The organism is Aeromonas sp. FDAARGOS 1416 (genome assembly GCF_019048085.1).
GTDB lineage: Bacteria > Pseudomonadota > Gammaproteobacteria > Enterobacterales > Aeromonadaceae > Aeromonas > Aeromonas veronii.
Genome location: NZ_CP077301.1, coordinates 3606386 through 3630149 on the forward strand (window position 1 = coordinate 3606386; position 23764 = coordinate 3630149).

The window sequence follows — 23764 nt, forward strand, 5'->3', positions numbered from 1 at the left end:
TGGGCACTGCCCGCCCCGGATACAGGAACACCATCATGTCCGAGATGACCCCGAGAGAAATCGTCCACGAGCTGGATCGTCACATCATTGGTCAGGCCGATGCCAAGCGCGCCGTTGCCGTTGCCCTGCGCAACCGCTGGCGCCGGATGCAACTCAACGAAGAGATGCGCCATGAAGTGACCCCGAAAAACATCCTGATGATCGGCCCGACCGGTGTCGGCAAGACCGAGATCGCCCGTCGTCTGGCCAAGCTGGCCAACGCCCCCTTCATCAAGGTGGAAGCGACCAAGTTCACCGAAGTGGGCTATGTCGGCAAAGAAGTGGACAGCATCATCCGCGATCTGACCGATGCCGCCATCAAACTGGTGCGCGAGACCGAGATGGAGAAGATGAAATACCGCGCCGAGGAAGCCGCCGAAGAGCGCATCCTCGACGCCCTGCTGCCCAACCCGCGCAACACCTGGGGTGAAGAAGAGAAAGCCGATAACTCCAACACCCGCCAGATCTTCCGCAAGAAACTGCGGGAAGGTCAGCTGGATGACAAGGAGATCGAGCTGGAGCTCTCCGCCTCCCCGATGGGTGTCGAAATCATGACCCCGCCGGGCATGGAAGAGATGGCCAACCAGCTGCAGGGGCTGTTCCAGAACCTGGGCCAGAACCAGAAGAAGAAGCGCAAGATCAAGGTCAAAGAGGCCATGAAGGCGCTGATCGAAGAGGAAGCGGCCCGTCTGGTCAATCCGGAAGAGCTGAAGCAGAAAGCGATCGCCGCGGTCGAGAACAACGGCATCGTCTTCCTCGACGAGATCGACAAGATCTGCAAGCGCGGCGAGAGCTCGGGCCCCGATGTCTCCCGTGAAGGGGTACAGCGCGACCTGCTTCCGCTGGTTGAAGGTTGCACCGTCAACACCAAGCACGGCATGGTCAAGACCGACCACATCCTGTTTGTCGCCTCCGGCGCCTTCCAGATCGCCAAGCCGTCTGACCTCATCCCCGAGCTGCAGGGCCGTCTGCCGATCCGGGTCGAGCTGACCGCGCTGACCACCGATGACTTCGAGCGCATCCTGACCGAACCGAATGCCTCCCTGACCGACCAGTACAAGGCGCTGATGGCCACCGAAGGGGTCAACATCGAGTTCACCAAGGATGGCATCCGCCGTCTGGCCGAAGCGGCCTGGCAGGTCAACGAGCGTACCGAGAACATCGGTGCCCGTCGTCTGCACACCGTGATGGAACGCCTGATGGAAGACATCTCCTACGACGCCTCCGAGAAGTCCGGCGAGACCTTTGTCATCGACACCGACTACGTCAACGCCCACCTCGGTGCGCTTGTCGAGGATGAAGATCTGAGCCGCTTTATTCTGTAACAGACTGATCATAATCTGCGGGGTTGAAGATCCTGTAAGCGAACCGCTCAACTCCATAGCAAGACGCCTCCTCCACGAGGCGTTTTTTCTGCCCGCTGCACTGGCCGTCCTTCCCCATAACAAGAGGGGGTAGGTCTGTTATCCTATGGCTATTCGGCCTTATGGCCACCAGCTCAGGAACCTCTTCATGTCTCTTCCCATCAAAAACAGCGCCCGGCAGCGCGCGGATGACAGATCCCGCATTCTCACCCTGCTGCTGCGCGATGATGCCCTCACCGACAGCCTGCTCGATCCGCAGGTGGTGCAGGATGCCGAGCAACGCGATCAGACCAGCGAACTCACTGCGCTGGTCAACGGGTTGCCCGCCGCCGACGTCGCCGATGCGCTGGAATCGCTGCCGCCCGATGAGCGTCATGCCCTGTGGGCGCTGGTGGAGGAGGAGAAGCGCGGCCAGATTCTGGTCGAAGCGTCGGAGACGGTGTGGGACAGCCTGATCAGCGGGATGAGTGACAAGGAGCTGCTGCACGCCCTGCGCACCCTGGATATCGACGACCAGATCTATCTGGGCCAGTACCTGCCACGCAACCTGATGGGGCGGCTGCTCACCTACATGGCCCCCGCCGAGCGGGATCGGGTGCGGGAGGTGATCCGCTACGGCAAGCACACCGTCGGCGCCATGATGGACTTCGAGATCATCACCATCCGCCCCGAGGTGAGTCTGGCCACGGTGCAGCGCTATCTGCGGCTGCGCGGCAAGATCCCCGCCAACACCGACAAGCTGTTCGTCATCGATCGGCGCAACCACCTACTGGGGGAGCTGGCCCTCACCACTGTACTGCTGCACAAGCCCGCCACTCTGGTGAGCGATGTGATGGAGCGGGATCCGGTCACCTTCGATCCGGAGGATAACGACGAAGCGGCGGCCCGCACCTTCGAACGGGATGACCTTCTCTCCGCCGCCGTGGTGGATGGCAAGGGCAAGCTGATGGGCCGCCTCACCGTCGAAGAGGTGGTAGATCTGGTCTATGAGGAGAGTGATACCGACCTGCGCCGGATGGGGGGTATCAGCGAGGATGAAGACGTATTCGCGCCCGTCTCCAAGGCGGTCAAGACCCGCTGGGCCTGGCTTGCCATCAACCTCTGCACCGCCTTTGTCGCCTCGCGGGTGATCGGCCTGTTCGAGCACACCATCTCCCAGCTGGTGGCGCTGGCGGCCCTGATGCCCATCGTCGCCGGGATCGGCGGCAACACCGGCAACCAGACCATCACCATGATAGTGCGGGCGCTGGCGCTGCAGCACATTCAGGCAGGCAACCTCTCCTTCCTGCTGCTGCGGGAACTTGGCGTCGCCTTTATCAACGGGCTGGTGTGGGGCGGCACCATGGGCATCGCCACCTATCTGCTCTATCAGGATGCGGCGCTCGGCGCCGTGATGACCCTGGCCATGATGCTCAACCTGCTGGTGGCCGCCCTGATGGGGGTCATCATCCCCATGACCATGACCCGCCTCGGCCGCGACCCGGCGGTGGGGGCCAGCGTGATGATCACCGCCATCACCGATACCGGCGGCTTCTTTATCTTCCTCGGGCTGGCGACCCTGTTCCTGCTGTAAACCGTGCGTTGAAAACAACAAGGGAGCCACTGGCTCCCTTGTTGTTTCAGGCGCGTTTGCCCACCCCTGCCGTTAGCTGCTTATCGCTTGTCAGCGGTGATCAGCAAGCCATTGGTGTCGGGGAAGCCGATGACCAGCGCCTCTTTTTTGGCATCCGTGGTATAGGTGGTGACATAAGCGACGCGGTTATCCATCCCCCGGGCCAGAGCAGCATTCCAGAGGTTTTCGATCGGCGTGGCGGCAGCGGATTGCTTGAAGTTGCACTTGCCAAACCCGGTCATGGTCAGCTTGCTCAACCCTGCAGCGGCACTCCCCTCGCCCACCAGCGTACAACCTGCCGCCGGGAACTCGATCGCTACCGTCAGCTTGCCGCCGTTGTTGGTGGTATCCACCTTGCCCACCATGTCGCTGCTGAAGCCATCGCTGTCCGTGGCACTCCAGCTGGCCGTGGTCACCGCTTTGGTGGTCAGGGCCGTCACCGCCACATGACCGCTGAAACCGGAATAGATGGGGGAGTTGTCGGAGAACTTGGTGCCGGTGCGGGTGAAATCAAAAACCCAGCGCTTGATCTCCTTGCCCTGCAGATCGATGACCGGCTGATCCTGGAAGGTGATGAGGTTGTGGTCGTTGGTCACCGAGCTGAGCGCCGTGCTGGTGCCGAGCCGCTCGCTGTTGCGGATCAACTGCACCGGGTAGATCCCGTCTTTGTCGGCTTTCTGGTCAGCCTGACCCAGCCACTGGCTGTTGGTCTCGACCTTGCCCACCTGATGATCCACCCAGACACCCCAGTACTGCACGGTTTCACCCTTCGGGTAGACCAGCGCCAGACCATCCAGATCCTTGATCATGCGCGGCGTCGCCTTGTCGCCGTCGCGGCTCATCAGATTCGCTTGGTAAAGACCCGCCTCCGGCAGGGCCAGTGGCACCCGCTTGGCAATGCTGTTGGCAGCTTTTTCGCTGTCACAGGCAGACAGGGCAGCAGCGCAGGCGATGGCCAGCAGCGCTTTGTTGTGCATTTTCATGAGGTTTTATTCCTTGCTGTCGCTTTGTAATTTTTTAGATGCAATCAATCGCCGCTGAATTTAAGGGAAAGGTCATCTATCAGTCGAATGGAGATCTGTAACCAACCATTACAGCCTCGCAGAAGCGCTTGGCCGCTTGCCCCGACCGCACGGCGGTGACTAACGGCGGAAAAGCAGCGAGGGTAGCGACCAGAAAAAACAGATGAAAATCAGAATCATAACTCTATTAACAGGAGGGTAATTAGCCCGAATTGCCAGCCTGCTCACAATCGGATTCTTTTGCTGTCGATAGAATGCACCACGCTGGCATACCCATAACAAGAGAATCCAACAATGAAAACCACCCTCAAACTGAGCGCGGTGGCAATTATCTTTTTGCTGTCCGGCTGTGATGACAACAATTCTCAGGCCCCCGGTGATCTCACCCTGCGGCTGATCGAAACCTCTGATATCCACTCCAACCTGCTGAGCTACGACTACTACCAGAACAAGCCGGATGCCTCGCTGGGCTTCGCCCGCACCGCTGTGCTGATCCGCAAAGCCCGCGAAGAAAACGCCAACAACTTGCTGATCGACAACGGCGACCTGATCCAGGGCACCCCGCTGGCCGACTATATCCACGACCAGCAGGTCAAACAGCAGTGGCTGAGCAAGCAGACCCACCCCGCCATCAAGGCGCTCAACACCATGAGCTATGATGTCGGCAACCTGGGCAACCACGAATTCAACTTCGGTCTCGACTTCCTCTCAGAGACCCTGAAAGGGGCCAACTACCCCTACATCAACGCCAACGTCTTTCAGGCCGATGCCTTCAGCCGTGATGGCAAGGGCACCATCGACTGGAGCAAGCAGAAGTTCAAACCCTATGTGGTGCTGGATCGTCAGGTGAAGGATGCCAACGGCAACACCCAGACCATCAAGGTCGGGGTGCTGGGGCTGACTCCGCCCCAGATCACCCAGTGGGACAAGCGCAATCTGGAAGGCAAGGTGGTGGTGGCCGATATGGTCGAGACCGCCGAGCACTATGTACCCGAAATCCGCGCCAAGGGCGCTGACATCGTCGTGGTCGTGGCCCACACCGGCATCATTGGTGACCCGCGCGAACCCATGATGGAGAACGCCGCCCTGCCGCTGGCCAAAGTGAAAGGGGTCGATGCCCTACTGCTGGGCCATGCCCATCGCACCTTCCCGGGCGACTACCCCAACATGACCGACGTGGACAACGAGAAAGGCACTCTGGCGGGCGTACCGACCGTGATGCCGGGCGTCTGGGGTAACCACCTCGGCATCATCGACCTGCACATGACCTGGAAAGAGGGTCGCTGGGAAGTGGCCTCCAGCCAGTCCCAGCTGCGCAAAATCGACAGCAGCGCCAGCAGCACCGAAGATCAGGCGGTAGTCGATCAGGTCATTGCCGAGCACGAGCAGGCCAACCAGTGGCTGGACGAGCCCCTCAGCAAGATCACCAAGCCAATCCACAGCTTCTTCGCGCTGGTGCAGGATGACCCCTCCATCCAGATCGTCAGCGACGCTCAGCTGTGGCACGCCAAGAAGCTGCAACAGGATGGTCAGCTCAAGGAGAAATGGCCCATCCTCTCCGCCGCCGCGCCATTCCGTGGCGGTCGCAACGGCCCGACCGACTTCACCTATGTACCGGCTGGCAATATCTCCCTGCGCAACGTGGCCGACCTCTATGTCTACCCCAACACCCTGCAGGTGGTCGCCATCAATGGCGCGACCGTACAGGAGTGGCTGGAGAAGAGTGCCGTCCAGTTCAACAAGATCGATGCCGCCAGCACCGCGACCCAGTGGCTGGTGAACGAGAAGTACCGCACCTACAACTTCGACGTGATCGACGGAGTGAACTATCAGGTCGATGTGACCAAACCCGCCCGTTACGATGTGGATGGCAACAAGGTGAGCGACAGCTATCGCATCACCAACCTCACCTATCAGGGCAAGGCGATCGACCCGGCCCAGATGTTCTACGTGGTGACCAACAACTACCGCGCCAGCGGTGGTGGCAACTTCCCGGGCATCAACGCCAAGGTGATCGTCCATGAAGATCAGTTCGAAACCCGCGAAGTGCTCTCCGAATACCTCAAGGATCTGGCAGAGAAGAATCCGGCCGGTTTCGAGCCCCCGGCAGACAACAACTGGCAGCTGGCCCCACTGCCCGCCAATCTGGATCTGCGTATCTACAGCTCGCCACGCAGCGAGGCGCAATCCCTGACCGGTGGCAAGCTGAACTATGTGGAGACCCTGCCGCCCACCGATACCAAACACCCCGGCTTTGGCGTCTACAAGCTGGTGCTGGCACCCTGAACCTCAGGGTTAATCCGGCAATAACCAATGCAACCCCCTCCTGATAAGAGGGGGTTTTTAATGGTACTGGCAGCGGGATATGCACCTGTAAGCCAGCCGCTACCCGGAGCAACTCACGCAGCCCCTTTATCCCTTCACGCCATCATCCCCCTCTATCACACCATCCAGATCCCGGCTGGCCTGCCCCGTCCCGCCCATAAAAAAACAGGCCCACCGAAGTGGGCCTGCTGTTATCTGTGTGATCGGGAATATCGCGATAAAAGGCGCTACTCCCGCTCCTTCACATAAGGTGTACCAAGTGCCTTGGGTGCCACCGCGCGGCCGATAAAACCGGCCAGCAGGAACACGGTCAAGATGTAGGGCAGTGCCTCGATAGCCTGCACCGGAATGGCGAAGCCACCGATGCTGACCCCTTGCAGGCGGATGGCGACCGCATCGAGGAAGCCGAACAGCAGACAGGCTGCCATGGCATTCCAGGGGCGCCACTTGCCGAACACCAGCGCCGCCAGAGCCATAAAGCCCTTGCCCGCACTCATGTTGGGGATGAATTGGGCCGTCTGGGCCACCGCCAGATAGGTGCCACCGATACCGGCCAGCAGGCCGCCGATGAGGAGCGCGGTGTAGCGCATCCGCACCACCGAGATACCGGCGGTATCGACCGCTGCCGGTGCCTCGCCCACCGCCCGCAGACGCAGACCGAAGCGGGTACGGAACATCACCCACCAGGCCAGCGGCACGCAGGCGAACGCAACGTACTCCAGCAGGGAGTGGCCGCTCAGCAGCTCGCTGTAGAGCTGGCCGATCACCGGCACATCCCACAGCTCCTTGGCATAGGGCAGATCGATGGGTGCGAAACGGGCATCACCGGAGAGCGCCGGAGTCTGGCCACCCTGATCGAACCAGTAACGGCCCAGGGTGACGGTCAGACCGGCCGCCAGAATGTTGATGGCCATGCCGCTCACCACCTGATCACCGCGGTGGGTGATGGTGGCAAAGCCGTGCATCAGGGCGAACAGGATGGAGACACCCACCCCGGCACCCAGACCTATCCAGGCGGAACCGGAGACCGCCGCCGCCGCACCGCTGGCGAACGCCGCCGCCAGCAGTTTGCCTTCCAGCGCGATGTTGACCACCCCGGAGCGCTCGCAGAACATGCCCGCCATGGCGGCCAGAATAAGCGGCGGCGCGGTACGGATGGTCGCATCCAGCATCAGGATCAGAATTTCAAACATGATCAGACTCCTTTAGCTTGCGCGGCTGAGCGGTTGGCAAACGCCAGATAGAGCTGCTCGATGCGCGGACGCATCATGTGCTCAAGGGCGCCACAGAACAGGATCACCAGACCCTGCAACACCACTACGATGTTGCGGTCGACACCGAACTCGAAGCTGAGCTCGGCGCCCCCCTGATAGAGGAAACCGAACAACAGGCTGGCGATGATGACGCCGACCGGATGGTTGCGCCCCATCAGCGCCACCGCGATACCGGTGAAGCCGAACCCTTCCACGAAGTTGAGCTTGATCTGGTGCAGCTCACCCTGCAGCACGTTGAGGGCAAAGAAGCCCGACAGCATGCCGGAGATGACCATGGCCAGGATCACAACCTTGGGATAGGAGATACCGGCGTAGGCGGAGGCGCTTTGGCTGGCGCCGACCGAGCGGATCTCGTAACCCCAGCGGGTGTGCCAGATAAAGACCCACACCAGCGCCGCACAGATCAGCGCCCAGAAGAAGCTGATATTGAGCGGGCTGTTGGGGATCTCCATCCCGAACAGGTTCGCCAGCCCGCTCATCTTGGGCAGCCAGCTTGCTTCGGCAAACACCTTGCTCTCGGTCGCCATCGAACCGGGCGGTTTGAACACCTCCACCAGCAGATAGGCCATCAGGGAGGCGGCGATGAAGTTGAACATGATGGTGGTGATAACGATATGGCTGCCGCGCTTGGCTTGCAGCCAGGCCGGAATAAAGGCCCATGCTGCACCGAACAGACCACCGGCAATGATGGAGAGCGGCAACAGCAGGGCAAACGGCAGCACATCGCCGAGCATCAGACAGACCAGACCGACACCGAGACCGCCGATATAGGCCTGACCTTCACCACCGATATTGAACAGACCGGCGTGGAAGGCGACCGCCACCGACAGACCGGTAAAGATAAAGCCGGTTGCGTAGTAGAGGGTAAAGCCAACCCCTTCACCGGTGCCGAACGCGCCGTACCACATGATCTTGGCGGCATCGACCGGGTTGATGTCGAGGTAGTAGAACAGAATGGCCGACACCAGGAAGGCCAGCAGGATGTTGACCGCAGACAAGACGCCTACGGAGACCCAGGCAGGAATACGTACTTGGCTCATCAGTGGGCCTCCTTGGCAACTTCGTCCGGCACTATGTTCGCCATCATCAGACCAATGGTGCGCTCATCCGCCTTGGCACCATCCAGCTCGCCGACGATGCGACCATCGGCAATGACCAGAATCCGGTCTGCGAGGCTCATGATCTCGTCCAGCTCCACCGAGACCAGCAACACCGCCTTGCCCTTGTCGCGCATGGCGATGATCTGCTGATGGATATACTCGATGGCGCCGATGTCGACCCCGCGGGTCGGCTGGCCGATCAACAGCACATCCGGGTCCTGCTCCACTTCACGGGCGATCACCAGCTTCTGCTGGTTGCCACCGGAGAAGTTGGCGGTCTTGTGGTCGGGATGGGGTGGGCGCACGTCCCACTTCTCCATCTTGGCCTGACAATCCTGCTGGATCGCCTCTTTGTTCTGCAGCCAACCCTTGTTGTATTGCGGGCGACGGTGATAACCGAGAATAAAGGCCTCTTTCGCCTCGAAGCGATTGATCAGCCCCATCTTGTGGCGATCTTCCGGCACATGGCCGAGGCCGTAGTTGCGCACCAGCTCGGGATCGGCCGGGTGCTCCGCGCTCACCTTGTGCACGCCGCTGCGGCTGCTGATGGTGAAGCTGCCCTTGCTCGGCTTGAGAATGCCGCCAAGCAGGCTGAGCAGTTCGGACTGACCGTTGCCGGAGACCCCGGCGATGCCGACCACTTCACCGGCGCGCACCTCGAAGCTGACCGATTTGACCCGCTCTACCTTGCTGGCGTCGAAGTAGCTGAGCCCTTCGATCTTCAGCTTGGCTTCACCGGGCTGGGTTGGCCCCTTGTCGACCTTGAGGCGTACCTTGCGACCCACCATCAGCTCGGCCAGCTGCTCCTTGTCGGTATCCTTGGTGGCGACGTGTGCCACCATCTCGCCACGGCGCATGATGGAGACCTGATCGGTAATGGCCAGGATCTCCCGCAGCTTGTGGGTGATAAGGATGATGGTCGCCCCCTGATCCCGCAGCTTTTTCAGTACCTCGAACAGGTGATCCGCCTCTTGCGGGGTCAGTACCCCGGTCGGCTCGTCGAGGATCAGGATGCGGGCGCCGCGATAAAGCGCCTTGAGAATTTCGACCCGCTGTTGCAAGCCAACCGGCAGATCTTCGACCTTCTCGTGCAGCGGCACGTCGAGGCCATAGTCTCGCGCCAGTTCGCCCAGCAACTTTTCGGCTGACGCCACACTCTGCTGAAGGTGCCAGCCGTTCTCAGCGCCGAGGATGACGTTTTCCAATACGGTGAAGTTGTTGACCAGCATGAAGTGCTGGTGAACCATACCCACCCCTGCGGCAATCGCATCTTGTGAGCCATGGGGTTTGAAAGGATTCCCGTCGATCAGCATCTCGCCTTTGTCGGCATGGTAGAAACCATAAATGATGCTCATCAGGGTGGACTTGCCGGCGCCATTTTCGCCGACAATGCCGTGGATACTGCCTTTGCGAACCTTAAGGTCGATCAGCTTGTTGGCGTACACTTCGCCGAACCGCTTATCGATACCTCTTAATTCGATGGCATAGCGATCTGTCTGGTCCATGATGCAGCCCTGCGTTTCATGAAATAAGACTAAAAACCGGCCCGTGCGGGCCGGTGGTGCGTTGAGAGTCGTAGCAGCTATCTAATTAGTATTTGCAGGTGTTATCGCTCATGTAGTCATGAACCTTGACCTTACCAGCGATGATTTCAGCCTTGATGGCATCCACCTTGGCTTTCATTTCCGGGGTGATCAGCTTCTCGTTGTCCTTGTCGAGCGCCCAATCCACACCGCCTTCGGCCAGACCCAGGTTCTTGATACCCGGCTTCCACTCGCCTTTGGCAGCGTCATCCCAGGTCTGGTAAGCGGCCAGACCCACAGACTTGACCATGGAGGTCAGCATGGTGCCCGGTTGCAGGTGGTTCTGGTTGGAGTCCACACCGATGGCGAACTTGCCGCTGTCCTTGGCTGCCTGATAGACACCGATACCGGTACCGCCAGCTGCGGCGTAAACCACGTCAGCGCCCTTGGCGAACTGGGACTTGGCCAGCTCGGCACCTTTGGCCGGGTCAGCAAACGCGGCAGGGGTGGAGCCCGCCATGTTCTGGAACACTTCGATCTTCGGATTGACGAACTTGGCACCCTGCTCGTAACCGCACTGGAATTTGCGGATCAGCGGGATATCCATGCCGCCCACGAAGCCGACCTTGCCGCTCTTGGAAGCGATGGCAGCCAGCGCGCCCACCAGGAAGGAACCTTCATGCTCCTTGAAGATGACGGACTGGACGTTCGGCTTGTCGACCACCATGTCGATGATGGTGAACTGGGTTTTCGGGAACTCGGTCGCCACTTTCTCTACGGCAGAACCCATGTTGAAACCGACCGCGACGATCGGGCCGTTGCCACGGCTGGCCAGACGACGCAGACCCTGCTCGCGCTGGGCTTCGTTCTGGGGTTCAAACTCTTTGACCTTGACGCCCTTGTCCTTGTTGTAGAGCTCGACGCCGTTACGGAACACGGCTTCGTTGAATGATTTGTCATACTTGCCCGCGGTGTCATAAATGACGGCTGGCTCGGAAGCAGCCTGAGCAGAGAGAGCAGCGAGAGTGAGGGAGGCCACAGTGGCCAGCTTGAGCACTTTAGTCACGATCGTATCCTTGATTGTTATTAAGTGAGGGAACTTGCTTGCCTGTCAGAACAGGCTATCTAGCACGCAGGCTTACTCTAAGTCAGCCCCGATGCGGGTCAAGCAAATGATAAGGGAAAAACGTTTGCGTTAACGGTTTGAATTCTAAGCAAATAACCTTATAAGCAGTTGTTTTTTAGCTACTTTTCAGTTTTTTATGCTAACAACCAAAAGACCCAAACGACATTTCTCTTATTGTTCAGCAAGTTACTGTAAACCGTTTTCCCCTGTTATTCATCCAGCCCCCCGGCAAGCCCGTGATCCGGCTCGCAAAATCCCCACAAACCGCGCGAGCAAGGATTGGCTACAGCTGGGAACGACCAACACTCACAGACCCTCTCTCTAATACTCTCCAGTCAACATTCCCTAACCAACAATGAGCCCCCACCTCCACTTTGTTGAGCAAGCTCACAATTCATATGAACTCGAGATCCAGATCAAGTTGAAAACCATATGAGCCCCTGTATGATGCCCGCCGCACGGATCTCAAATGAAACTAATAAAAACATCAATTGGGCTTCTTTTGCATCAATTCATGCCACCCATTCTGACTTCCTCAGCCAGGTGCCGGTGACATATGCATCGTTGTTTCAGGGAAATAAAAATGAAAAAAAATGTTCTGGCTTTATCGGTTGTGGCAGCGTTATCCAGCTTGGCACTGGCAGGTTGTGGCGGTGGTGGCGATGGTGCCAGCACAGATAATGGCAATAACAGTGGCAATGGTGGAAACGCCACCAAACCTGCGTTGACTGCCACCTTTATTGATAGTGCGGTAGCAGGTTTGAACTACAAATGCGGCAATTACAGCGCGTTAACCAATGAGCAAGGCCAGTTCCTCTTTAATGACGGTGACACCTGTACATTCAAACTGGGCTCAATCCCGCTTGGGGAAACTCAGGTTAAAAAGGGCCAGACCCTGGTAACCCCATATACCATCGCAGAAAAGGGTGACAAAGATCGCGCCATTCGTATCGCTGCACTGCTGCAAACTATGGATGCGGACGGTGATGCAAGTAACGGGATTACTCTGAAAACAGAGGATGTGGTCAAGCTAGGCAACACTCTTCGTTTTGGCAGCGATAACGAGTTTAACACTAGCCTGAATGAAGCCCTGAAACAGGCGCAGATCGACAAAAAAGTGGTTGATACCAAAGCAGCCGAAGCACATATGAATGACTCGCTGGCCAAAGCTAATGGCAAATCTGCCGCCGTAGATTATGTGCTGCGCGACCTGGTGGAACAGAGCAAGCATTGGGAACAGACTGACTTCGAAAATACGCTGCGCGGCTATAAAGATCGCTTAAGCACCGAAGCAGATGAGCAAGGCAAAGCCGATCGCCAGATCATGCTGGCGATTATCGCCATGATGGAAGTGACCAACGACCCAATCGTCAGCAAGCGCTTCGATGTTACACCGTCACAGGCTGGCCAGAGTTATACCACCATGCTGGCGAAAGTGCTGGATGCAGTGGTTAACCATGCTCGCCTGACCGCTAAAGAGGCCACTGGCAATACCAAGGACGTAGCAGACCTGCTGGCAAAATATGCCGTCAAGATGCAGGACACCGCCAATAGTCTGGGCAATATTGTTAACCCGGAGTACAAGGCAGCCTACGGCGATAGCGATAAGCTGACGCTCTCCTACGATCAGGTTCGCGCCCTGCGTGCCAGCGCCATCGCTATGGCTTCTGGTCTGAATATCATGGCCGCATACCACTATGGTGATGATCGCCACCTGCAGCCCAAAACGGAAGATCTGTCTGTACCCATTCTTAATTTTGAAGAGACTGGCATTGCGCACATCTACGGTAATCCAGCCTATCCATGGTTTCAGGGGAATCAAAGTAGCTGGAAATTTTCTCTCCTGAATACACAGATCACCGCAGAGTACACTGATGCAGATGTGAATCCCGCTCTGCTCTGGCAAGACCCCCAATTTTTTGTAATCAATCAGGCCGACCGTCTCAAGCTGGCTCGTACCCAACTGGCTGAAGCCGCCAAGCTGACTGCCAATCTGGGGAATGCCCTGACATCTCTGCATCTCGATGCAGAAGAGGCCAAGAACACCCTCAAGCTGGCTGAAGCACTGGATAAACACCTGAATGGTCAGCAAGCGAGCGTCATCGTCGATTCCACCAATGGTAACGGCATCTCCGTCAAACTGGATTTGAACCCCTTCTTCAGCGAAGGGCTGGATCGTAATGACGTCGATGTACTCGTTGGCGCAGGCACCTGCGAAGGCAACATGGGTTCCTACTCCGAAGAGTACTCCAAGATGATGGGCAACCCGGTTTGCGGGTTGAGTCCAGCAGAAGTTGCTGCTATTCAGGAGAATCGCTTCTGGATCATGCCGCAACTGAGTTTCAAAGTTGAATACACCTCAGACTTCGTCCAAAACGAGTTCGATCAAACGGCAAGCTACATCATGCACGTCACTCGCGCTCCGGTTGTTCCCTACCATACCGAAGTCACTCTGAGACCCCGTGAAGGCTCTACCTTCGGCAAGGTCTTCCTGGAGTGCCGTCGTACCGAAAACGGCCAATCTGATGTCGTAGATTGTGCTGCGCTTCAGTAACCTCAACAGCCCGAGCATTGTGGCACTGCTTGCCACAATGCTCATCAGCTTCACTCCGGGCGCCTTGGCGCTCGGAGTCACAGAACACTACCGTGACTATTCGAACGCTGTATACGATGAGCAAGGGATGCTTGTTTATCGTATTTACGCCCGCGAATTTCATCGTGAACTCCTTCCCAAAAAGCTCTCGCTGCTCAGCCTATTCTCCATGCGCGCTGTCAATAACCAGCGATCACACTACGAGCAAGGTGTATTACTGCTAGGCGACTGCCCGCTCTATTTTGAAAAAGCCTATCTGAGCGAAATGAAACTGCGCCTCTATCGAGTTCATGGCACGCTGCCCGAAGGTAACGTGGTCGCAGCCGAGATGAGTTATCAGATAGCCACCCATGAACTGGCAGGAGAAGACCTCACGCTCACCCCAACAGGTGAACAACGGCTGCTCCGAAAACGCCACTATCAAAAACAGCAACCTGTGCCACCTCGGGAATCATGCATTTCAGGATCGGCAGAACTTCCGTATAATCCCCGCCTGTATAAATAAACAGGAGTGGTGATGGACGTTTCAACCCTGCTCGACGGGCTCAACGACAAGCAAAGAGATGCCGTTGCGGCGCCCCGCAGCAACCTGCTGGTGCTGGCCGGTGCCGGTTCGGGCAAGACCCGGGTGCTGGTGCACCGTATCGCCTGGCTGATGCAGGTGGAACGCTGTTCACCCTTCTCCATCATCGCGGTCACCTTTACCAACAAGGCAGCGGCCGAGATGCGCGGCCGGGTCGAGAAGGTGATCGGCGACGGCGTGCGCGGCATGTGGATCGGCACCTTCCACGGTATCGCTCACCGCCTGCTGCGGGCCCACCATCTGGATGCGGGCTTGCCGCAGGATTTCCAGATCCTCGACTCCGACGACCAGTACCGGCTGATCCGCCGGGTGCTCAAGGCGCTCAACCTCGACGAGAAGCACTGGGCCCCGCGCGCCGTGATGGGCTACATCAACGGCAAGAAGGACGAGGGGCTGCGCCCCGGCGACATCGATCTCTACGGCGATCCCGTCACCCGCACCTATCAGCAGATCTACAAGACCTATCAGGAGACCTGCGATCGCTCCGGTCTGGTGGACTTTGCAGAACTCTTGCTGCGCGCCCATGAGCTGTGGCTCAACAAGCCGCACATCCTCGAGCACTACCGCGACCGCTTCCAGAACATCCTGGTGGACGAGTTTCAGGATACCAACGGCATCCAGTACGCCTGGCTGCGGATGCTGGCGGGCAACAGCGGCAAGGTGATGATCGTCGGCGACGATGACCAGTCCATCTACGGCTGGCGCGGCGCCAAGATTGAGAACATCCAGCGCTTCTTGACCGACTATCAGGGCGCCGAGACCATCCGCCTCGAGCAGAACTACCGCTCCACCGCCAATATCCTCAAAGCGGCCAACAGCGTCATCGCCAACAACGCCGAGCGTCTTGGCAAGGAGCTGTGGACCGAAGGGGCCGAGGGTGAGCCGATCTCCCTCTACGCCGCCTTCAACGAGGTGGACGAAGCGCGCTTCGTGGTCGGCCGTCTCAAGGATTGGAAGGAAAAGGGCGGCCTGTTGGCCGACTGCGCCATCCTCTATCGCTCCAACGCCCAGTCGCGGGTGCTGGAAGAGGCGCTGATGCAGGACGCCATGCCCTACCGCATCTACGGCGGCCTGCGCTTCTTCGAGCGGCAAGAGATTAAAGACGCCATGGCCTACCTGCGGCTTATCAACAACCGTGGCGATGACGCCAGCTTCGAGCGGGTGGTCAACACCCCGACCCGCGGCATCGGCGATCGCACCCTCGAGATCCTGCGCGGCAACGCCCGCGATCAGGGGCTCAACCTGTGGCAATCGGCCAAGGCGCTGCTCAACGACAAGGTGCTGACCGGTCGCGCCGGCAATGCGGTGCGCGGCTTTGTCGAACTGATTGACGCGCTGGAGGAGCAGGTCGCCATGCTGCCACTGCACCAGCAGGCGGATATCGCCATCCAGAACTCCGGCCTCAAGGCGATGTATCTGGCGGAAAAAGGCGAGAAATCCCAGGCGCGGGTAGAGAACCTGGACGAACTGGTCACCGCCTGCCGCCAGTACCAGCGCCCGGACGAGCTGGAAGATATGAGCGATCTCTCCGCCTTCCTCGCCCACGCGGCGCTGGAATCGGGCGAGAATCAGGCGGACGAATATGCCGACGCGGTGCAGCTGATGACCCTGCACAGCGCCAAGGGGCTGGAGTTCCCGCTGGTGCTGCTGGTCGGCGTCGAGGAAGGGATGTTCCCCAGCCAGCAATCGACCGAGGAGTCGGGCAGGCTGGAAGAGGAGCGCCGCCTCTGTTACGTCGGCATGACCCGCGCCATGGAGAAGCTCTACATCTGTTATGCGGAGAGCCGCCGCATCTACGGCCGCGAGATGTTCCACAAGCCGAGCCGCTTTATCCGCGAGATGCCCGCCGAGTGTCTGGAAGAGATCCGGCTGCGCACTCAGGTCAGCCGCCCCACCCAGTACGGCCGCTTTAGCCAGAACGAGGTGCAGCAGAGCTTCGACGCCAGCGGTATCAAGCTCGGCCAGCGGGTGCTCCATCCAAAATTCGGCGAAGGGGTGGTACTCAACTTCGAAGGGGTCGGCCAGCAGAGCCGGGTGCAGATCCAGTTCGATGAGGTCGGCGCCAAGTGGCTGGTGACGGCGTATGCGAGGTTAGATATTATTTGATTCACAACGGTGCGAGTACATCTTGCATCGTTGTTCTCTGTCTAATATACAGAGAAAAAACCAACCATATATTGTGGTACAAGCTAATGAAGTTAAATGACAAGTTGATTAGAAGTGCATTTATTGAATGGTTATATAAAAGAAGGCCAGCACCAAAAAAAATTATTGAAGAGTTATCTGTAGATAATGGAAATGCAATAGCCGATATCGTTGTTCTGTCACGAGATTTACATTGTTTTGAAATTAAGGGTGAGAGCGACAAAATAGAAAGGCTACAAAAGCAATCCCTACATTATGATTTGGCATTCCGGAAAATAACATTAATTACAACCCAAAATCATCTAGACAAGTCTTTTAACTTAGCTCCGTCATACTGGGGAATAATAGAGGCTAAAATAAAAGATGGTGCAGTTATTTTCTCGTATAAAAGAAAAGCATCTTTAAACCCCATGTTTTCAAAAGTAACTGCGTTACAAACTTTATGGAAAGTTGAAATGCTAAATATCGTAAACAAAAAATCAATAATAAACGTTAAAAAAAACCATACCCGAGAAAAAATTAGTGTAGAAATTGCCATTTCGAGCTCAAAGAAAGAGCTGTCTAACTTAATCGCTGAACAGCTCATAGATAGAGTATCATCTTGAAATCATATATTTAATATGAAGATTTATTAATGGTTTTGTTATAGATGCAGGAGTGACCGTTTCTTTTTTTATGCCATGAGCAGTGTTATATAAGAAACAATCACCAAATGAAAATGCATGCCCTCTAAAAAAACTCATCTGATGTGATATAATTTCATTGCACAGAGTGATATATTGAGTCCTGTCTTTTTTCAATCGCCCGCCTCTAGTTATATATTGAATCTCTTTTCCATTTTTATGGAATGGATATATTACCTTGGCGGCCATTATATTTTGCAAATCTTCTGCAAAGAAATCCGTATCTGAATATTCTGGGCTGACACAGGTATAGTCTCCACAAAAAATGGGGGCTGTGGATTTATAACGACCTTTAACGTTCTCATATAAACTTATTTCTTTTCTAGAGAAAGTTTCAACAGAATTGGGCTTTACTATGTCTGCGATTGAAGCAGGAATTATAGAGCCTGTGATTATTATTGCATTAAAGCTATAATCTTTCTCTATATCAGCTATAAAATCTAATATTTTATTTTCTATATCAAGCACGTCCTGTTGGCCGATGACTCTACAATCAAATATCAAGTCAACTTTAGTGAAAAAACATAAAATATTATCATGTAATTCCGAAATTTCATCCTCAATTAGTTTGAATGGTGATGAAAAATCATCTTTAGTCAGTCTAATTGCGATTCGATTATGTGAGAAAGCCTTTTTTTCATTGGCTTTATATATAGAATCAATGTGATCCTCAGACCGATCTAATCCAATGACAGGGATCATGCCAAGAGGAGCGAAAGATTCTATTATTTGCTCATAAGATCCTCTTCCATTCGGTCGAAAAGAGTCTTCTAGATCATAATTATCAAGGTAAAACTCATTTAAATCTGACAGTTTTTTTTGAAGTCGTTTGCTCGTAGATGATAATGCAGAGGTGAAGTTCTCTTCTTTTGTTTTCTGCTCTACTAGAGGGTTTCTAGTTTTCTTTTCATCTCGACGAGGGAAATCAAAAAAAGGAGTGATAAGCGCTCTCTCACTTTCCTGAAGGGCAATTAGAGCGCTTATTTCACTGCCTTTTAATTTAAGAAATGGAATGTAGTTATTCATCTCTGAAAATTATCTCCCTTAAATTAACACTATGTACAAGTTTAGAAAATAGTCTGTAGTCTCCAGACTCAAATCTAATTTTTCCTGCGATGATAGCTGGATGGATGCCTAATTCTTTGGCGAATTTTTCTATTCCTTCTTCAGTCGGTAGCCTTCTAACCTGTGAGCCCCTCCACATCTTCTTATCGACAAGAAGTTCCTTTGCTAATTTGTTTGCTTGTAGCTCAATGAGATTATTATTATCGACGCAATCAAAATCCTCATAAATAGCATTGTCTAATTTTTCATAATGTAGATATATATGCGCTAATTCATGAGCTAATGTGAACCAGAATGAATCAACCCTAGAATACCTAAAGCTAAGAGCAATTACTGGATTACCAGTACTATTCTTATATACCACGCCATCTAGTTTCATTCCTTCTAAGCTAGGTTCATAAATAAGAATTATTCCTTTACTGATCAATTCTCGTGGCAAATCAATAATTGAGTTAGGGTCTACACTCCTTTTTATGAGTGATGATATATAGTCGAGTTCAAACATCTCAAATGGCATTAATCTAGAGCCATTTGCTATCAATGCGGCTTTTTGCGCAGCTTTAGACAGCCAGTAATGAACTAAAGCATCAGATGATTTGTCACTTTTTCTAAATAAGCAATGTTCATTGCTTATGAGAGCCTTGCTTAAGGTATAGTAATTTTCATATTTATTGTCGCCATGTGAAAAATCTTTTTTGATTATGTTTTTTGGTAAATTATTAATCTCATTCTTGACTTCTAAATATCGCTTATAAAAATCATTGAAGTCAGGGTCAGCATATTTCCCAGCCATTAAAAGCCCCCCTTTGAAAATAATTTTACAACATCCATTTTATAGTGATCCTACAAAGTTTATTGAGTGCTGTTTATCAATTTCAAAGTAACATAATTGGTCTTTATCAGCCTCTTGGCAATGGACCATTCCTATCTTCTGATAAAAACCAACTGCTTGTGGAAGAGAGTGAAGGCCAAATTGATATGTAAGACCTAAGTGGTTGACTGAATAATTGGTTACCGCACGTAATAGTAAGCTTCCTATATTGTTATACCGCTTTTCTTCCATTGGGTTTTTTCTATTCCATGGAGCAACAGCGATAAACTCTATGTAAAATATTTTTTCTTTAGATAAAAAACTATCTTTAGGATGATATGTAAGGCAAGCCCCTTCAATATCATCATCTGTTTTAATGAAATACCATTGATATTCTGGTGAATTTAGAAAAATAGCTTTATTCAGCCACTTCCAATGGCCATCCTCTACTTGTATAGTTTTCAATATTTCTTGACGCTCCGCCTCTGAATATTGTTCATCTATGAACTCAGCAAGCCGAAATCGGTAAGTACTCCAAGTCTTGTCGCAATTATATGCAGAAATCACATCCCAACCATTAACAACTCTAACATTTTTCATTGTGCCTGAGTTATTCATTAAGCTGGTTTTATAAATTACCGTTTCTGGTGGAACAGTAATCAACCCTGATTTTATTAAACTTTCAATATGATCCATCTGAAATCCCATTCATGGCTGGAGCTCATTTGACTATCATACAATACTTAAACTTTCGAGCAAAATGATGCCTTTAGTTATGAAAAAGTCTCGGGGGATACCTCTACAATCAAAAATATTCAGTTCCAGCTAAAAATTTCTAGTCGAATTACAGGCTTTCTGTTACGTCACTTAACTAACTTGCTCTCCATCACCCCTTGCTTGCCCTCCTCTTCACTGACCTGACTCAGCTTGGAGCGGGCCATCAGCAGGCCCATCTTGACCTCTTGCCAGACGTAGTAGTTTTTACCCGCCTCGGTGCTAAGGGTCAGGGTGGCATCGTTCTCCGACTTGGAGGTGATGGTGTGGCTGCCCGGCGTCACCTGCTTGAGGATATAGGTGTGGGCAACTGTGTCGCCGACCGCCATACCATCCACCAGCACCGGCATTTTAACGGCCGCCCCGAAGGTCTCGTTGCGATAGATATAGAGGTTTGCCGCATCCTTGGGCGCCACAAACTGCTTGGCTTGGGCGTCTGCGGTGGCATCGGCCATGGGTACGGAAGCACAACCGGAAAGCAGCGCCGCCGACAGCAGGGCGGCACTCATCATTATTGGCCTGAACATAGTCGTTATTTTTTAGTGGGTTAACGGGATTTAAAGGTTCGCATGAGCCTGCAGTGGCTGACAATCGCTCAAATCGGTCGGGGTGTGACCCGGTTCAATTTTCCGGCATTTGGTGGGATGAAGGGGGAAACTCAGAAACCCGGCCGCCAGATGGGGCGCGGTGGCCGGGTGAATTGTAAAGAGTAGGGTGACAGGGAAAGGGATCAGCCTAGTCTAATCAACTCGATGGGGGCGTAGCGCTCCCCGGAGTTTGCCAGCAGCACGCACTTCTCATGCTCCGCCTGATAGGGGGTCATATTGTCGGTGTGGGCCTCTTTCAGAAAATCGACTGCGCCAGTGGCGGCAATCATCACGCGCTGACCCAGGTTCAGCACATTGCGGTTACGGTCATAGATCTTCATTTCATTCTCCTTTTCTTGTGTCCTGGCGAATACGCAGGCGCGTGTCCAGGACAACGGCATTCAGCCTACGCCTCTGAAAAAAGGTGATTTATGTCACAGATCAAAAAAGGGGCGATATGGGACTCATAGGTTCAGAAAGCGAGCATGGCCGCTTGGCCAGCAGTTGTCGCGCGAAGTAGCGCTGCCCTGCCCTTTTCGTCGTGGCGGGCTCGAACCCGGCAGCGGTTGGGGTATATTGGTGGCCGATTAGCCAGTCTCATTCACTGTGGCCGCGCAAGCGGGCCGCTGTTTCAACAAGATGGAGAGTGCTCATGAATCGCGACATTACCGCCCAGTTCATCAAGATGCTGACCAACCTCGACCACTGCCTGGCCAAGGCCGAGGCCCACGCCGCGGCGAAGCAGTTCAACGTGGAGAACTTCTTCGGCGAGCGGCTGATCGTCGATATGTTGCCGCTGGCCAAGCAGGTGCTGATCTGCTGCGATTCGGCCCGCGCCGTGGTGGCCACCGCCAGCCACAGCGAGCTGCCGGTGCTGGGAGATGACCCCAAAACCATCGCCGATCTGCGCGCCCACATCGGCAAGACCATCAGCTATCTGCAAGGCAAGCTGGACGCGGACTACAGCCAGTATGCCAGCGGCCGTTACGTGCCCCACTGGGCGGGCGGCAAGGGGATGGATGGCCATACCTGCATCCATGAGTACGGCATTCCCAACTTCTACTTCCACCTCACCATGGCCTACGCCCTGCTGCGCCGCGCCGGGGTCGAACTCGGCAAGCGCGACTATCTGGGCGGGCTCAACCTGCAATAAGCGCCGCTCGCTACAGGCGGCAAACAGATAGCAAAAGCCTGCCACGCGGCAGGCTTTTTTATATCGGGTGGTGCATAGCTGGTGCGCAGAAGAGCTGCGCCCTAGAAGGGGCCGTTGCGCTCGCGCAGCTTGTCGGGCAGGCCGTCGTGATCCCCCAACTCGCGCTCGGGCACATCATCCCAGTGCAGCTTGCCAAGGGTGATATTACGCTCGGGATGCACGGCGTAGTGGATGCGGTTGTCCTCCCGATCGGTATCGCCGATGCAGAGCAGCCGGACAGTCTCTTCGGTGTTGTTGATAAAGGCGTGGGCCAGCCCGTCACCGGCCTTGAAGCCGACCGAGTCGCCCGGTTGCAGACGATAGAGCACGCCATCGAGCCAGACATCCGGCGTCCCTTCCAGCACGTGGACAAACTCGTCTTCGGTCTTCTCGGCATGGGGCCAGCTGGTGCGATGGCCGGGTTCGACAATCTCGTGGTGAATGCCGATGCGGCTGAAGCCAAAGTGCTTGCCGAGGGCACAACCGCGCGACAGGGGCTCCTGACTGCCGGAGTAGTAGCGCGGCGTCTGCTCTTGCAGCTCGCGCCAGTGTTTGATGCAGGGGGGGCGATTCATAGCGGTTCCTTTTCCATGAGGATGCAGTCACGGGAAGGGTCATCCTGACTGTCAGAATGCGGGGAGAAAAGCAGAAATTTTCTGGTCAGATGAGCCCCTCTGGCGAGGGGCTCAACAAGCAGGAATTACTTGGCCTTGACGCAAGGCAAGGGAGGAAGCTCACCCTGTGCAGCCGGGCGGGTCATCTGGTAGTTGCCAGCAAGATCCCGATAGACACGGGTGTTCCACACCTCTCCATTGTCGAGCTGGAACTCGATGTCGTAGTTGACCCCGGAGACCACCTGGCTGCGCACCTCGCGGATGCTCTGCAGTTTGGCGGCCGTGTTCATGCGAGCCAGCACGCTGGCCAGCGCAGCCTCTCCTTCAGCATTGGGCAACGGCTGACTCTGCCAGCCACCCGCCATCGGTGCACACTCAGGCGTGGGTGACGAGGTGCTGCAGGCACTCAACAGGCCAGCAACAAGGATGGGTAACAACACACGTTTCATATCATTTTCTCCTGCCTGCAAAATGACCACCTTATCAACATCTTGCCATTATTGCAGCCCAAAAGGCTCCCGCTGCGCCCCGCTTGGACGCACCAATCGATCAGCGCCCAAGATTGTCCGCCAGCTGTTTGGCGCGGCTGGCCGCCCACTGGTCGATCATCTTCTCCATCTCCCCGGCGGTGATGGGCTCATCCTTGTGGGTGGTATCCGTGCTCTCGCGGGCATCCATCACCCGCACCAGCAGCTTGCCGCTCTGGGAGTCGAGCAGCTGGGCCATACTGCCCACCTTGAGCAGGTAAGGCTCCTTGCCGATCACTTCGCGGGTGACGTTGATGGCGATCTTGGCCGGCAGCAGGTCACGCAGCTTGGGGTCGGGGCGGGTCAGGTCGAAGTTGGTGACGGCGGCCTGGATCCGCATGACTTTCGGGCCGGGGGCGGTGGCGATCTTGACGCCCTGCTTGATCAGCTCGCTCTGGAACTTGTCGTGGTAGTAGCGGCCAATCTGGTTCTGTTCGTTGGCGGTCAGCAGATACCACTGGCCGTTCTCCTGCCGGATAAACTGCAGCGGATCGAGCAGCACCTCATTGTATTGGCGCAGGTCAACGCCCGGCTCCTTGTAGACGCGCTGATTGGGGTTGCTCTCGCTCTGCTGGAAGGCAGTCAGCGGGATCGCCTGCAAGCTGTGGGATACCTGATTCTTGACGGCGCAGCCACCCAGCAGGGCCGCAGCCACGGCAACCATCACGACCTTTTTCATATTTGCTCCTGCATTTTACTGTTTGTTTTTGCTGTGGATTTCACACCACATGGCTGGAGAACCCGTGCCGGATGCCGCCAATGTCACAGAGAAATAACCTATTCATCACCTTCCCACAAGCAACAG

General features: G+C 55.3%; 21 protein-coding genes. 8 read left to right on the forward strand and 13 right to left on the reverse strand.

Annotated elements, in window-relative coordinates; genetic code table 11:
* Positions 1–35 precede the first annotated feature (35 nt).
* Complete coding sequence (gene hslU / locus I6L46_RS16375) at positions 36–1364, forward strand: HslU--HslV peptidase ATPase subunit (protein ID WP_005340773.1); 1329 nt, start codon at positions 36–38, stop codon at positions 1362–1364.
* 187 nt (positions 1365–1551) lie between these two features.
* Complete coding sequence (mgtE, locus tag I6L46_RS16380; RefSeq protein ID WP_005340782.1) at positions 1552–2976, forward strand: magnesium transporter; 1425 nt, start codon at positions 1552–1554, stop codon at positions 2974–2976.
* A gap of 80 nt (positions 2977–3056) precedes the next feature.
* On the opposite strand, the gene I6L46_RS16385 is transcribed toward mgtE, so the two are convergent.
* Positions 3057–3998 (reverse strand): hypothetical protein, encoded by a 942-nt coding sequence (locus I6L46_RS16385; RefSeq protein WP_216976359.1) that lies wholly within the window; start codon positions 3996–3998, stop codon positions 3057–3059.
* A 333-nt stretch (positions 3999–4331) separates the two neighbouring features.
* Here I6L46_RS16385 and I6L46_RS16390 point away from each other — a divergent pair, with 333 nt between their 5' ends.
* Complete coding sequence (locus I6L46_RS16390; protein WP_216976362.1) at positions 4332–6323, forward strand: bifunctional 2',3'-cyclic-nucleotide 2'-phosphodiesterase/3'-nucleotidase; 1992 nt, start codon at positions 4332–4334, stop codon at positions 6321–6323.
* A gap of 266 nt (positions 6324–6589) precedes the next feature.
* On the opposite strand, the gene I6L46_RS16395 is transcribed toward I6L46_RS16390, so the two are convergent.
* The 4 genes from I6L46_RS16395 to I6L46_RS16410 all read right to left on the reverse strand — a co-directional run bounded on the left by I6L46_RS16395 (position 6590) and on the right by I6L46_RS16410 (position 11325).
* Positions 6590–7555 (reverse strand): ABC transporter permease, encoded by a 966-nt coding sequence (locus tag I6L46_RS16395; RefSeq protein ID WP_021230728.1) that lies wholly within the window; start codon positions 7553–7555, stop codon positions 6590–6592.
* Positions 7556–7557: 2 nt separating this feature from the next.
* The gene (locus I6L46_RS16400) at positions 7558–8676 is read right to left on the reverse strand and encodes an ABC transporter permease (RefSeq protein ID WP_005357011.1); all 1119 of its coding nucleotides are present in this window, start codon (positions 8674–8676) and stop codon (positions 7558–7560) included.
* Positions 8676–10241: an ABC transporter ATP-binding protein gene (locus tag I6L46_RS16405; RefSeq protein ID WP_075116180.1), complete on the reverse strand. Its 1566-nt coding sequence runs from the start codon at positions 10239–10241 to the stop codon at positions 8676–8678. The genes I6L46_RS16400 and I6L46_RS16405 overlap by 1 nt, the downstream gene beginning before the upstream one ends.
* 85 nt (positions 10242–10326) lie before the next feature.
* Positions 10327–11325 carry a BMP family protein gene (locus tag I6L46_RS16410; protein WP_005340803.1) on the reverse strand — a complete coding sequence of 333 codons (999 nt, stop codon included), beginning with the start codon at positions 11323–11325 and terminating at the stop codon, positions 10327–10329.
* A 643-nt stretch (positions 11326–11968) separates the two neighbouring features.
* On the opposite strand from I6L46_RS16410, the gene I6L46_RS16415 reads away from it, so the two are divergent.
* From I6L46_RS16415 to I6L46_RS16430, 4 genes are all read left to right on the forward strand, one after another.
* Complete coding sequence (locus I6L46_RS16415) at positions 11969–13939, forward strand: hypothetical protein (RefSeq protein WP_216976364.1); 1971 nt, start codon at positions 11969–11971, stop codon at positions 13937–13939.
* A complete protein-coding gene (locus I6L46_RS16420) occupies positions 13923–14483 on the forward strand; it encodes a hypothetical protein (RefSeq protein ID WP_216976366.1) in 561 nt (186 codons plus the stop codon). The genes I6L46_RS16415 and I6L46_RS16420 overlap by 17 nt, the downstream gene beginning before the upstream one ends.
* A 12-nt stretch (positions 14484–14495) precedes the next feature.
* Complete coding sequence (gene uvrD, locus I6L46_RS16425) at positions 14496–16667, forward strand: DNA helicase II (protein WP_216976368.1); 2172 nt, start codon at positions 14496–14498, stop codon at positions 16665–16667.
* A gap of 86 nt (positions 16668–16753) precedes the next feature.
* Positions 16754–17311, forward strand: a complete 558-nt coding sequence (locus I6L46_RS16430) for a sce7726 family protein (protein ID WP_216976370.1) — start codon at positions 16754–16756, stop codon at positions 17309–17311.
* Here I6L46_RS16430 and I6L46_RS16435 read toward each other — a convergent pair.
* The 5 genes from I6L46_RS16435 to ydfZ all read right to left on the reverse strand — a co-directional run bounded on the left by I6L46_RS16435 (position 17303) and on the right by ydfZ (position 20967).
* Positions 17303–18415 (reverse strand): beta family protein, encoded by a 1113-nt coding sequence (locus tag I6L46_RS16435; protein ID WP_216976372.1) that lies wholly within the window; start codon positions 18413–18415, stop codon positions 17303–17305. The genes I6L46_RS16430 and I6L46_RS16435 overlap by 9 nt on opposite strands.
* Positions 18408–19247: an ImmA/IrrE family metallo-endopeptidase gene (locus tag I6L46_RS16440; RefSeq protein ID WP_042056991.1), complete on the reverse strand. Its 840-nt coding sequence runs from the start codon at positions 19245–19247 to the stop codon at positions 18408–18410. The genes I6L46_RS16435 and I6L46_RS16440 overlap by 8 nt, the downstream gene beginning before the upstream one ends.
* Before the next feature lie 39 nt (positions 19248–19286).
* The gene (locus I6L46_RS16445) at positions 19287–19961 is read right to left on the reverse strand and encodes a GNAT family N-acetyltransferase (RefSeq protein ID WP_197070546.1); all 675 of its coding nucleotides are present in this window, start codon (positions 19959–19961) and stop codon (positions 19287–19289) included.
* Between the two features lie 167 nt (positions 19962–20128).
* A complete protein-coding gene (locus I6L46_RS16450) occupies positions 20129–20566 on the reverse strand; it encodes a DUF2846 domain-containing protein (RefSeq protein ID WP_216976374.1) in 438 nt (145 codons plus the stop codon).
* A gap of 203 nt (positions 20567–20769) precedes the next feature.
* The gene (gene ydfZ / locus I6L46_RS16455) at positions 20770–20967 is read right to left on the reverse strand and encodes a putative selenium delivery protein YdfZ (protein WP_005342516.1); all 198 of its coding nucleotides are present in this window, start codon (positions 20965–20967) and stop codon (positions 20770–20772) included.
* 311 nt (positions 20968–21278) lie between these two features.
* On the opposite strand from ydfZ, the gene I6L46_RS16460 reads away from it, so the two are divergent.
* Positions 21279–21779 (forward strand): DUF1993 domain-containing protein, encoded by a 501-nt coding sequence (locus tag I6L46_RS16460; RefSeq protein ID WP_216976376.1) that lies wholly within the window; start codon positions 21279–21281, stop codon positions 21777–21779.
* Between the two features lie 101 nt (positions 21780–21880).
* Here I6L46_RS16460 and I6L46_RS16465 read toward each other — a convergent pair whose 3' ends face one another.
* The 3 genes from I6L46_RS16465 to I6L46_RS16475 form a co-directional block, all read right to left on the reverse strand.
* Positions 21881–22393 carry a cupin domain-containing protein gene (locus tag I6L46_RS16465; RefSeq protein ID WP_216976378.1) on the reverse strand — a complete coding sequence of 171 codons (513 nt, stop codon included), beginning with the start codon at positions 22391–22393 and terminating at the stop codon, positions 21881–21883.
* Between the two features lie 125 nt (positions 22394–22518).
* A complete protein-coding gene (locus tag I6L46_RS16470) occupies positions 22519–22881 on the reverse strand; it encodes a cystatin domain-containing protein (protein ID WP_042054283.1) in 363 nt (120 codons plus the stop codon).
* Between the two features lie 100 nt (positions 22882–22981).
* The gene (locus I6L46_RS16475) at positions 22982–23638 is read right to left on the reverse strand and encodes a DUF3313 domain-containing protein (protein ID WP_110304241.1); all 657 of its coding nucleotides are present in this window, start codon (positions 23636–23638) and stop codon (positions 22982–22984) included.
* Positions 23639–23764: the final 126 nt, after the last annotated feature.